Origin of the sequence: Vibrio atlanticus, from assembly GCF_024347315.1 — a bacterium.
Classification (GTDB): Bacteria; Pseudomonadota; Gammaproteobacteria; order Enterobacterales; family Vibrionaceae; genus Vibrio; species Vibrio atlanticus.
This window is the reverse complement of the sequence record NZ_AP025460.1, coordinates 195215-208423: the sequence shown is the minus strand read 5'-3', so window position 1 is coordinate 208423 and position 13209 is coordinate 195215. Positions and strand designations below refer to the sequence as shown.

12 protein-coding genes are annotated in these 13209 nt (G+C 34.4%); all 12 read right to left on the bottom strand.

The features are described 5' to 3' along the window. Positions 1-80: 80 nt before the first annotated feature. Positions 81-896, bottom strand: a complete 816-nt coding sequence (locus OCV30_RS00960; protein WP_065678217.1) for an NAD-dependent epimerase/dehydratase family protein — start codon at positions 894-896, stop codon at positions 81-83. A gap of 2 nt (positions 897-898) precedes the next feature. After that, positions 899-1456 carry a dTDP-4-dehydrorhamnose 3,5-epimerase gene (gene rfbC, locus OCV30_RS00955; protein ID WP_065678218.1) on the bottom strand — a complete coding sequence of 186 codons (558 nt, stop codon included), beginning with the start codon at positions 1454-1456 and terminating at the stop codon, positions 899-901. Beyond that, positions 1456-2355, bottom strand: a complete 900-nt coding sequence (gene rfbA, locus OCV30_RS00950) for a glucose-1-phosphate thymidylyltransferase RfbA (RefSeq protein WP_065678219.1) — start codon at positions 2353-2355, stop codon at positions 1456-1458. Before rfbA ends, rfbC begins: the two co-directional genes overlap by 1 nt. Then, positions 2355-3449, bottom strand: coding sequence for a dTDP-glucose 4,6-dehydratase (gene rfbB, locus OCV30_RS00945; RefSeq protein WP_065678220.1), 1095 nt, complete (start codon positions 3447-3449; stop codon positions 2355-2357). The genes rfbA and rfbB overlap by 1 nt, the downstream gene beginning before the upstream one ends. Before the next feature lie 482 nt (positions 3450-3931). Next, positions 3932-4963 carry an EpsG family protein gene (locus OCV30_RS00940; RefSeq protein ID WP_167351937.1) on the bottom strand — a complete coding sequence of 344 codons (1032 nt, stop codon included), beginning with the start codon at positions 4961-4963 and terminating at the stop codon, positions 3932-3934. An 8-nt stretch (positions 4964-4971) separates the two neighbouring features. Beyond that, positions 4972-5721 (bottom strand): glycosyltransferase family 2 protein, encoded by a 750-nt coding sequence (locus tag OCV30_RS00935; protein ID WP_083994564.1) that lies wholly within the window; start codon positions 5719-5721, stop codon positions 4972-4974. 23 nt (positions 5722-5744) lie between these two features. Further along, complete coding sequence (locus OCV30_RS00930) at positions 5745-6971, bottom strand: MATE family efflux transporter (protein WP_244499016.1); 1227 nt, start codon at positions 6969-6971, stop codon at positions 5745-5747. Between the two features lie 363 nt (positions 6972-7334). After that, positions 7335-8291: a GDP-L-fucose synthase gene (gene fcl / locus OCV30_RS00925; RefSeq protein ID WP_065678223.1), complete on the bottom strand. Its 957-nt coding sequence runs from the start codon at positions 8289-8291 to the stop codon at positions 7335-7337. Positions 8292-8448: 157 nt separating this feature from the next. Then, the gene (gmd, locus tag OCV30_RS00920; RefSeq protein WP_065678224.1) at positions 8449-9576 is read right to left on the bottom strand and encodes a GDP-mannose 4,6-dehydratase; all 1128 of its coding nucleotides are present in this window, start codon (positions 9574-9576) and stop codon (positions 8449-8451) included. Positions 9577-9614: 38 nt separating this feature from the next. Next, positions 9615-11042: a phosphomannomutase gene (locus OCV30_RS00915; RefSeq protein ID WP_065678225.1), complete on the bottom strand. Its 1428-nt coding sequence runs from the start codon at positions 11040-11042 to the stop codon at positions 9615-9617. A gap of 8 nt (positions 11043-11050) precedes the next feature. Next, the gene (locus OCV30_RS00910; protein ID WP_065678226.1) at positions 11051-12463 is read right to left on the bottom strand and encodes a mannose-1-phosphate guanylyltransferase/mannose-6-phosphate isomerase; all 1413 of its coding nucleotides are present in this window, start codon (positions 12461-12463) and stop codon (positions 11051-11053) included. A 16-nt stretch (positions 12464-12479) separates the two neighbouring features. After that, positions 12480-12971, bottom strand: coding sequence for a GDP-mannose mannosyl hydrolase (locus OCV30_RS00905; protein ID WP_065678227.1), 492 nt, complete (start codon positions 12969-12971; stop codon positions 12480-12482). Positions 12972-13209 lie beyond the last annotated feature (238 nt).

The window sequence follows — 13209 nt, the reverse complement described above, 5'->3', positions numbered from 1 at the left end:
CACGATCAATGCATGCCTACATATATTGACACTCAAAAACTAGGGTCGATGCATGAGTTTCAACCTGATACTTCAGTCAATTATAACTTATTTTTAAATTCATCAATTAACAATTTTAAATCATCAAGGACATACCTTGGTTTGTAATCAATTAGCTCTTTTAATTGAGATATATCAGTTTCTGGAAATATTTCACATGAATTCAGATTTGATTTTAACCAATTTATTTTGGTATTTGTATTTATAGTTAACACCTCTGAAATTTCTTGCGCTGTAACATTCTGACCATATGCAACATTTACAACTCTAGGTGTAGGTTTAACCTTTAGCAGTGCCAATGTACTTTCGACTACATCTGATACTGATACATAATCTTTTGCATAAGATGGAGATATATACATATCAACTTGTGACTTATTAATGGCATTTCTTATTATTGATGGTAAAAACAGTGTGCTATTTAAAGCCAAACCATAAACATTACTAGGACGGATAATTAAACAATCACGACCACTTTTCAAACATAACTCTTCTGCAGCAAGCTTAGTTAGGTTAAATAATTTCCTTTCATCATCCTGAGTTATTTTAAGATCGTTATCTTCACAAGATAATTCCTGATTCATATATACTCTTGTAGATGATATATAAACTAGATTATCAAATTTTGCGTTCTGTAATAATGAGCTAAGTAAAACAAGATTTGCAGTTAAAACATTGAAAGGATCTTTCTCACAATCACCATATCCTGCACAATAAATTACCGTACCTAAATCAACATCATAAATACTTGTATTTCCCCTTTCAGGTATAAAAACTTCATTACTTTGAGTTTTAAGTTCTTTTACAAATTCCGAACCAATAAATCCACGCCCACCAAAAACAGTAAATTTACTCATTTCTATTGCCATCCTTGTTTTATTCTATCTTCGATTTCACTCAATAATGGTTGAATCTTGTCTTTCTCAGATAAAAGAGGATTAATTACAGGCCATTGAATATCAATACCTGGATCACTCCACAATAAGCCGCTTTCATCACTAGGATCATAGTAGTCAGTGCATTTATATTGAAAATCCGCTATATCACTTAGTACAACGAATCCATGAGCAAAACCTGGTGGTATATAAAACTGAATTTTATTCTCTCCAGTTAATAACACCGATTCATATTGACCAAACGTATCTGATTTTGGACGTAGATCAACAGCGACATCAAACACTTCACCCGAAGTTACTGTAACTAATTTCCCTTGGGGCTTAGTTTTCTGAAAATGTAACCCTCGGAGAACACCTTTTGATGATCTTGAACGATTATCTTGCACAAATTGCTCTTTAATACCTGCTACTTCTTGATAACGTTGGCTATGGAACGTCTCTAAGAAAAAGCCTCTTTCATCACCAAATATTTTCGGCTTAATAATTATACAATTAGCTAACTTAGTTTTAATTACTTCCATTATTTATTCACCTGCAATGAATTTCGTAATGTTTTATTATCAAGCAATGATGCTAAATATTTACCGTAGTCATTTTTAAGCATTGATTTTGCAATATCATAAAGTTTCTCATCACTTAACCATCCCTGCGACCATGCAATTTCTTCAAGGCAGGCAACTTTTAATCCTTGTACATTCTCAATGGTTTGTACAAATGAAGACGCTTCATGAAGACTCTCATGTGTCCCCGTATCAAGCCATGCAAAGCCACGACCTAACAACTCAACATTCAATGAATCATCATTTAAATACATCTCATTTATAGATGTAATCTCCAATTCCCCTCGATGGGAAGGTTTTACTTTTTTTGCAAAATTTATTACACGATTATCATAAAAATATAATCCAGTTACTGCCCAATTTGATTTAGGACTTACTGGTTTTTCTTCAATACTTAATACTTTGTAGGCTTCATCAAATTCGACAACACCAAAACGTTCTGGATCTTTCACATGATAACCAAAAACTGTTGCTCCATACTCACGTTCAGCAGCATTACATAGCGTTCGACTAAAAGACTGACCGTAGAAAATATTATCACCAAGCACTAAACACACACTTTCATCACCTATGAACTCTTCACCGATAATAAAGGCTTGCGCTAAGCCATCAGGCGTTGGCTGAATTGCATATTGAATATTAATACCAAAATCTGAGCCGTCACCTAACAAACGCTTAAAACTCAAATTATCTTCAGGCGTAGTAATAATTAAAATATCTTTAATACCAGCAAGCATTAAAGTAGAAATAGGATAAAACACCATTGGTTTATCGTAAATAGGCAACAGTTGTTTAGAAACACCACGAGTTAATGGGTACAAACGTGTACCTGAACCACCAGCGAGAACAATCCCTTTCATTACTTAGCTACCTTTTCAATTACAACCGGTTCAGAAGAAATACCCAAACGCTCACCTGTATAAGAACCATCTAATACGCGTAACCACCATGATTTATTATCTAAATACCATTCAACCGTTTTGCGAATACCAGACTCAAACGTTTCTTCTGGCTTCCAACCTAATTCACGCCCAATCTTGGATGCATCAATCGCATAACGAACATCATGACCAGGACGGTCTGTAACATAAGTAATTAAATCACAGTATTGATTAATACCTTCTGGTTTATCCGGTACTAATTCTTCAAGTAATAAGCAAATGCTATTAACTACTTCAATATTCGTTTTCTCGTTATAGCCACCTATATTGTAAGTTTCACCTACTACACCTTCAGTCACAACTTTATATAAAGCTCGTGCATGATCTTCAACAAACAGCCAATCGCGGATTTGCATGCCATTTCCATAAACAGGTAATGATTTACCGTCTAAAGCATTTAAAATCATCAATGGAATGAGTTTTTCAGGAAAATGGTAAGGACCATAGTTATTTGAACAATTAGTTACTATAGTTGGTAAACCATAGGTATGTAACCAAGCGCGAACTAAGTGGTCAGAAGATGCTTTTGACGCTGAATATGGACTCGATGGCGCGTAAGATGTCTTCTCAGTAAACAAATCATCGGTACCTTCTAAATCACCATACACCTCATCGGTTGAAATATGGTGAAAACGAAACTCCTGTTTTTTATCGTCCGATAATGTATTCCAATAAGTACGAGCTGCTTCGAGCAAATTATACGTACCTACAATATTACTTTCGATGAACACCGCAGGGCCATCAATAGAACGGTCGACGTGTGATTCAGCAGCAAGATGCATAACAGCATCAGGTTTATGTTCAGTAAATATGCGATCTAGCTCAGCGCGGTTACAGATATCTACTTGCTCAAAAGCATAGCGCTCATGAGAATCAACCTCAGGAAGTGATTCTAGATTTCCTGCATAGGTTAATTTGTCTACATTAATGACTAGGTCTTGTGTGTTGCTAATAATATGGCGAATTACGGCTGAACCAATAAATCCTGCGCCACCTGTAATTAATATTTTCACTATTAAGCCTACCTTAAAAATTATAATAAGATTTACTTGACAAAAAATCCAGACACACTATTACTGCGGGTAGGACCTACACATGAGTGAATACCCAATTAATTGTTAAATTAACCTAGTATTTTCCATACCAGTGATTATAGTGACTGATTTTAATCAGACATTGATGATTTCAAGAAAAAGCAAATACCTAGATTGACTTATTTACATAATCCAAGTACGTGAGGTTAACAACTGCTCTACTCATGTGTTTACTTTGGGTTCATATTAGGCCCAGCCAGAAAGCACTGGATTATCTGAGCCCGATAGAAGCTTTTACTGGTAAGGTTATATCGATAGTCTAGTTCATTATTGATTAAAACTTCGTTATAATACTTCCAATTGTTTCTTGTAGCGAGGCTTGGCCATCGTTCTAAGTATTTAGATGAACTTAACTGTTCATATAGTGGGTGATGGTATAATTATCTAATTTAGGAATAACTCTACCATACCGGAGTGTAATCCAGCAGTCCATACATAGCTCGGTAGTAAATTAAAAACAAATTAAAATATAAAGAGGCCATCACAAAGAAACAAATCAAATAACCTTTATTTTTATCTCTAAATAAAAACATACAGATAGGAATTAATATTAAAATAGGCCCCTTAAATAACAACCTTCTTAATACTTCGTCGAACGGTAAAAAAGTAAGCAAAAGCATACAATAATAACAATAAACGTAAGCATAATTTTTAGAAGGACTATACTTCAACACTAAAGGTAGAATCATGATAAATAAAAAACTTCTTAATAACAATGTATTGGAAGCATTTGTATAAATTTCATAATAAAGTAATTTCTGAAGTATTATACCATCACTTATCAGTAGTTTTGCTAGAGGGAATAGCACAATACTTGACATTGCTGCTAACATTAAAAATATAGGCATCAACTTTACTGGCTTAATTCTTAGCATAATTGGTAATAGCGCAAACATTATATAGCTATAATGACAAAGTATTGCACATAATAATATTATATAGAACTTACTTTCACTTCCTTTTTTATCTTCAACTAAAAAAGAAATCGAGAGTATGAGCAATGAAAAACCCAGTCCATCTCTTATAGTTTCAAACAAAAGATAGTAAAAAGAGAATGTCATGCCAAAAATAATTGATATAAATATACCTTTTTTAAAACCAACAATTCTTTTTATTGCAAGATCCAAAATAAACACGGTGCTGAACGCAATAAAAAAGAATAGGTATATAGGTGTAGTAGGATAAAAAAATCGAAAACAATCTACAATAAAAGAATAAAGTGGCTCAAATGAAATCACATTATAATCATACATATAATGATTATAATAAGCTATTGAGTCACCATATGTAATATTTTTAAAACTAGCTAGAAACGCAGCAACTGACAAAGAATGAATTGTAATCCAAGTTTTGTTAAGCTTTATATTGTATGCATTCAAACATAAACCAGATAACAATAAAAAAATCATGCTTATGTTAAAAATAGTGATCACATACAAATTCATTTAAATAATCTCTTAACCCTAAAATAAACATATATTACTACTTCCTTAAAATAAACCCCTCTACAATTATTGTTTTTCCTAGCTCGAATGTTTTCCATTAGATTGTTCCAACTGAAGTAAGAGCTCACTCCTCCTTCTCTGAAGCTGGCCATTGTGAAATCGACTCTCTGAAACTTCACACCATTTACGTAGTACCTCAAAAGAAGATCATAATCAGCCGCTATTTTGAATGACTTGTCATACAAACCAAATTCTTTATATGCACTTTTTTTAATCAATGTCGCAGGATGAAAAACTGTCATTTTTTTCTTAATTCCGTTAACACTCTCAGGGGCGGTAACGTTTATTACAGAGAGATCATCTTTAATCAAGTCTAAGTTTGCATAATAAACATCGGCTTTGTTTTTTTTTATAGAACTAACCATTTTTTCGATAGCATTATCGTGCAACCAGTCGTCCGAGCTTATTATACCAACATAACTTCCCTTGCTTAACATAATGCCTTTATTAAATGCATCATATAACCCTTCATCTTTTTCACTTACCCAATAATCTATTTTATTTTGATACTTCTTAATAATATCAATAGTGTTATCGGTAGACCCTCCATCAATAATAATATACTCAATATTCTCATACGTTTGATTTTTCACACTTTCAATTGTCTCTTCTAAATATTTATCCCCATTATATACGACCGTTATTATAGAAATAAGAGGTTTTGAGTTAACACATTCCATTTTCATAAAGATTTATCACCGTCCATAAATCAGAAGCCAGTTTTCATTTTTTTTAATTCAATATAAGCTTGTATCGGCATTATAATTGCCAGAAGAAACAAACTAACACATGTTGCTAAGATAACCCCACTAGAACCCAGATCTAAATTTTTTCCAAAATAGATAGAAAGAGGGATATTGATAAGTGCTCCGAATAAATACAAGTATAACTGAATCTTTATCTTCCCTATTGCATTAAGAAAACTCATATACAAGTCGCCATAGACTCTTAATATAACAAACACTCCAAAAAATAAGAACATATACTTAGGATAATCAAAATCTTTTCGTAACCATAAATATAAAATCTCATCTCCAAACAACACAATAAAAAAAACAACGATTATAACAAGAATAAATATTTTATTTAACTTTAAAATTGCTGAATTTATCCATAAATAATCTTTTTTAATATAAGCATCAGTAAATAATGGCGTTATAGGTGTTGAAATTACAGCCCAAAAAACAATTACGCCCTGAAAAATCTTTAGTGGCATATTGTAAATAGTAACGTGTTCTGGACCAAACAACTTTGTAATAATTAAATTATCTGTCGTCAAAATAATTATCATTGAAACTTGAATGATAAAAAACATCATACCAAGCCCACCAATATCTTTTACTTTTCCTAAATCAATTGATTTAAAGTCTGGACGAATAGATTTATACTTTTTAAATATATAAAATGTAAACCCAACACTTATAATTAATGTTGCCGAACCAAATATAGTACTTATGGAAAAAAGTGTTCCTGAACCTTTCGGTGACGAAATTAGTAATAATATAACCACAGCCTGAAATATCACATTAACAAAATCATTCATAAATGATTTTTGTAACGCACAAAATATCTGTTTATACAATCCCAACACGAAATTAATTAAAGTAAAAACCAAGCAAAGTACTATTATTTTTTGCAAGTAATCATTTGATAAAAAAGATATGTTTAACCCACTTGAGAAGTCAAATAAAAAAGTCCCAGAAACTCCTATAAGTAAAAATAACAAACTAATTCCAGAGATAAGTGCATATGATGTCGATATGTATTTTTTTGCTAGCCCTTTATCCCCAGTAGCAAGAGCTTCAGATAGTTTTATTTTTAAGCCGTTTCCAATGCCTAAGTCAAATGTATAAATCCATGATAGTACTGAAAAAATGCTTATCCATACACCAAAATTTTTCACACCCAAAAAATCAAGAGTAACAGGAATACTTATATAACCTAAAGCGATTCCAATTACTTTAAACAGTGAGCCCCTAATAATGTTTTTTTTAAAAATAGCTCCTCTATCTATTAGATTTTTAATTTTAAGTCTCCTTTTTTAGGTTGTTAGATGACCCCCTCATTTTTAATTGATATTAAAAGTAGCGGTATTTTTAGCACCTAACACTAGCCGTTGTGTTGGTGTTATTCCGCCAACACCTCAGGGCTAAAACATGTATTTCTAAAATAACAGATAGATACCAGATAATTCTATCTAAAGTCAATGTTAAGTGCATTTTTAAGATGCAGTTCCTTTTAAATCCACCAGTTTTTAAAGTTCATATACATTTGGGTAGTCCTATATGTCATATTCATTTTAATATTTGTTTTCTAAGAACCATTTATAAGTAAGATCCAATCCACTTTCTAAATCAATAGAATATTCCCAACCTAATGACTTAAGTCGGTCAACATTCATCAACTTTCTCGGAGCTCCATCAGGCTTCGTAGCGTCAAACTTAATTATCCCCTTAAAACCAACAACTTGCGAAACCGTCTCCACTAACTCTCGAATAGTACAGTCGACTCCAGTACCTACATTAATATGACTTAACATCGGCTCTGTATTTTCATCATATGTTCTTTTATCAAGATCCATAACATGGATAGAAGCGCTTGCCATATCATCAACATACAAAAACTCACGCATCGGATTGCCACTTCCCCATGCTATCACTTCTTTGTCTCCATTTAACTTTGCTTCATGAAAACGACGCAATAGGGCTGGAATAACATGACTATTTACAGGGTGAAAATTATCGAAAGGACCATATAAATTTGTTGGCATCACACATCTATAATCTCGCCTATATTGACGATTATAACTTTCGCAAAGTTTAATACCTGCAATTTTTGCGACTGCATAAGGTTCATTTGTCTCTTCCAATGTACCTGTTAACAAAGCACTCTCTTTCATCGGCTGTTCGGCTAATTTAGGGTAAATACATGAAGAGCCTAAAAAGAGTAATTGTTGGATATCAGCTAAATGGGCACTATGTATAATATTACATTGGATCATTAGATTTTCATAAATGAAGTTAGCAGGATAGGTGTTATTTGCTACAATACCACCAACTTTTGCTGCTGCTAAATATACTTGATCTATTTTTTCTGTTTGAAAAAAAGCTAGAACCGCTTGTTGATTAGTTAAATCCAACTCTTTACGTGAACGAGTGATTATTTCTATATTTTCATCATTAATTAATTGACGAACGATAGCAGAGCCAACCATGCCGTTGTGACCAGCTATAAATACTCTTTGTTTATTATTCATATAAACCTTAACCAATAACGCCTTTAAAAAATTATCTCACAAAGAGAAAAATAAGAAGGTCAAAATACTTAAAGATTTTCGAAAACTTAACAATCATAATCAGTTAAATGTTTCTTCTCTTTTTAGAATTACACCTTATTATTTCTTTGTGAATAGACTAGCTTTCAACAGTTATTGCGATGTTGTAGCCATGGTCTTTTAGAATTGCGTGCTGCTTTGCTTTATTCAGATCATTTTCTACCATTTCAGCACACATTTCTTCTACAGTGATCTGAGGAACCCAGCCCAGTTTCTCTTTCGCTTTTGATGGATCACCAAGTAAGGTTTCAACTTCTGCTGGACGGAAGTAACGAGGATCAACCTTAACAATAACATCACCCACATTCAAAGCTTGTGCATTATTTCCGGTGATAGATTTGACTGTCGCTATTTCGTTAATGCCTTCACCAGAAAATTCAAGTTCAATACCGGCTTCTTTTGCTGATAATTTTACAAATTCACGAACACTAATCTGCTTACCCGTTGCAATAACAAAGTCATCAGCCACATCTTGTTGTAACATCATCCACTGCATGCGAACGTAATCTTTTGCATGTCCCCAATCACGCAATGCATCCATATTACCCAGATATAAACAAGGCTCTAAGCCTTGGGAGATATTAGCAATTGCACGGGTAATTTTACGTGTAACAAATGTTTCACCACGACGAGGAGACTCATGGTTGAATAAAATACCATTACATGCGTACATTCCGTAAGATTCCCGATAGTTTACAACAATCCAATAGGCATACATTTTAGCTACTGCATAAGGAGAGCGAGGGTGGAATGGGGTTGTTTCTTTCTGTGGAATCTCTTGTACTTCACCGTATAATTCAGACGTAGACGCTTGATAGAATTTAGTTGTCTTTTCTAGCCCCAAGAAACGAATCGCTTCAAGTAAACGAAGTGTCCCCATTGCATCAACATCAGCAGTGTATTCAGGGCATTCAAAAGAAACAGCAACGTGAGACTGTGCACCTAGATTGTACACTTCATCAGGCTGCACATCTTTGATAATACGCGTTAGGTTCGATGAATCAGTCAGATCGCCGTAATGAAGAAAGAACTTTTGATTTTTTTCGTGATTATCTTGATAAATATGGTCTACACGCTCTGTATTTAATGAAGACGCACGACGTTTAATACCGTGAACTTCATAGCCTTTTTCTAATAAAAACTCAGCTAGGTAAGAACCATCTTGGCCTGTTACACCTGTAATTAATGCAACTTTATTTTTTTCCATTATTTATTGTCTCTTAATTTATTTATATTAAACCTGCATTACAGGGATTGGATTTTATTTAGTGTGTTTACAACATACTGGAATGCAGATTCAAAAACATCAGCCTCTGCATAGCAACGCAATTCAGGCGCATTCCCTGAAGGGCGTAAATGTATAATATTATTATTATCTAGCGTTAATCTCAATCCATCCGTTGTATCAATTTTATCGACTTCTGCATTCTCTATACCAATTAGCTTAAGAAGATCTTGTGGCGCTACTTTGCCTTTCGCAATTAAGGCTTGGCTTTTTTCTGTTGCGAAATTTTGAATACGATCACTATGAGTAAAACGCTGTGGTAATTCTTTTACTAACGCTGAAATTAACGTGTTTTGTGCTGCCATCAAAAGCATAATCACTGGAAGCACCGCATCTCTTGTTGGTAGCGCCTTTAATGGTTGGTCATTTAGTTCAACATCACTTCCAAGAAGATAACCACCATTTGCTTCAAAACCTGCTACTGAACCGTATTTCATAGCTAAATTAGCAAACTCAGCAATGACATAAGGTGAGCCTATTTTGGTTCTTTCAACATGGGAGAAATGCTTACATAATTCAGCAGCAGTATTACAACTGACAGGTATTGCTAATGCTTCGATGCTTAATGCATCAGACGTTAATAGACCTAAAATGTCACCTCGTAACCAGTTGCCATTTTCATCCGAAACTAAAGGGCGATCTCCATCGCCATCGGTTGAGAATATCAGATCGAGGTTGTATTCTTTAGACCAATTAATTGCTTTTAACGTATCTTCTTTTGAAACCGCTTCTGTATCAATGGGCACAAATTGATCACTACGATCTAAGCTAATGACTTCTGCACCAAACGCTTCAAATATTTTGTAGTAAAGATCACGCCCTGCACTTGAATGTTCATAGATACCAATACGCTTACCAGTTAACCAGGGGGTATCAAACAAAGACGTATAACGCTCAATATAATCTTCAGCTGCTTTATTACTTACTGTCAACTCAGGTAATTCTGAAATATCTGTAAACGCAACTACTGCGTTTAAAATAGCTTCTTCATCAAGCTTACTAATTTCACCATCTGGACGATAAAATTTGAGACCATTTCTATCAAATGGAATGTGGCTTCCAGTAACCATAATTGCAGGAATTGCATCTTCTCGAGATACATAAGCCAATGCGGGCGTAGGCACAACACCATAATAGATAACTTCAATATCTAACTGCGTTAAAACTGATGCACAAGCTTGTGCCATTACATAACTGCTTGGTCGGTTATCAATTGCAATGGCAATTTGTTTAAATTCGAAGTTTGATTTTATTGCTGTAACAAAAGCCGCACAAAATGCACCGCATACATTTCCTGTAAACTGAGTAACTAGACCACGGGCACCACTTGTACCAAAAGCAACACCACTCTCTTTAATTACGGTCGAACTGATTAAATTAATTGACATACTTTCCCTTAGCTTCTGCCGTATCGGTCTTCAAAACGGACAATATCATCTTCACCAAGATAGCTACCTGTTTGAACTTCAATCATTTCTAATGGAATTTTCCCAGGATTTTCTAGTGCATGAATAGTACCTAAAGGAATGTAAGTTGATTCATTTTCTGTAACAATAATAGTTTTATCACCATTAAGTACACTTGCCGTGCCTGATACAACAATCCAATGCTCTGAACGATGATAATGTTTTTGAATAGACAGCTTTTCACCTGGCTGTACTGTAATACGTTTTACTTGGTCTCTGACACCAGAATCAATAGCATCATATTTACCCCAAGGTCGGTAAACCTCACGATGTATTTGTTGCTCTGTTCGACCCGCTTCTTTTAATTTATTTACTATCGCTTTAACGTCTTGTACTTTATCTTTATCTGCTACTAATATTGCATCTTTGGTTTCAATCACAACTAAATTATCTACACCAACTGTTGATACCAACTTATTTTCTGCAAAAATGTAATTATTAGTTGACTCAACCGTAATTACGTCGCCTTTAATTACATTTTGGTGTTCATCCTTCTCTGATACATCCCATAATGCAGAGAATGAACCAACATCACTCCAACCTGCATCCATAGGCACGACCATTGCCGAATCTGTTTTTTCCATCACAGCATAGTCGATAGATTTATCTGGACAAGTTTCAAATATAGCGGGATCAACACGTGTAAACTCAACATCTTGTGAAGGAGCTGCGATCGCTTTTTTACATATCTCAAGTATTTCAGGTTCGAGTTTAGCTAGCTCTTCAAGATAACGACTTGCTTTAAAGATAAACATACCACTATTCCAGTAATATTCATTTGTCTCTAAATAGCTTTGAGCTGTTACTAAATCAGGTTTTTCAACAAACTCGCTTACTGAAAACGCATCGCTATCTTGTTTGCCAGCTTTGATATACCCGTAACCAGTTTCTGGTGCATTAGGTACAATACCAAAAGTGACCAATTTGTCATTTAGTGCAAATGATAAGGCTTTTTCAACTGAATTAATAAATGCTAATTCATTTTCTATAATATGGTCAGCAGCTAATACAAGTAATAATGGTTCGTCACCGACACCTGCTGTATTTATTGCTTGTAGCGCAGCAAGTGCTATTGCTGGCGCAGTATTTCGGCCTACTGGCTCTAAGATAATACCACCATGTTCAAATCCACCTAAACGCATTTGTTCTGCTGCAATAAAACGATGATCTTCATTACATATGAGAATGGGGGCTGAATGTTCAAGATTAGAAAGTCGAGCTACCGTTTGCTGCAACATCGACATATCACCAGTCACACTCAAAAATTGTTTAGGATAAAGTTCACGAGAAAGTGGCCATAAACGAGATCCGGTACCGCCAGCCATAATTACAGGGGTGATCATATTGAATTCCTAATCCTTATTTTAATGTGGCATTTATTGAACTGATGTCAAAATCAGCTTGTTTGCTGTCTTGAAAATACCATTTAGTATGGGTATGGATTTGCGAGTTATTTTCTAGCTCATATTCTGAAAACCATTGATACGATGAGTGCTGTTCTAACGGTAAACTTGATAGGTCTTCAATTATATTGATTTCATAAGCCAAGACTACATAATGCGTTGTAAAGTCACCTTCAGAAAAGTTATCATCATAAAAATGCTGATATATGCCTTTGAACTTTGATTCAGCGCAATCCAAACCTAATTCATCTTTAATGAGACGATTAAACGCTGAGGTAAAGGACTCATCTTTTAAAATCCGTCCACCAGGTACAAACCAAGACCCTTGGGCTGGACGGTTTAGGCGCTTTCCAAGTAAGACTTTACCTTCGCTATTACGTACAATAAGGTCTATTGAAATAAGTGGGGTTGACTCGATGATGGTCTTAAATGTATCTAGGGGAAGCATGTATATTCCACCGGCCGATGTTTATTGCATAACATAGTTATGTATTGGTCAATCTCAGTTTACCTACACCACTGAGACACTTTTTATTCATTTTGAGACAGTCTATTTTTGGACAATCCCTTATAAAACCTAGATTTTACTGACTTTTTAAAAACCGCCCCAATAGGTTGCCAAAACCACTTTCAACCTTTAGGTTTACCGTATAACTTGCTAGCTACTCGCATTTAGGTACGCTACC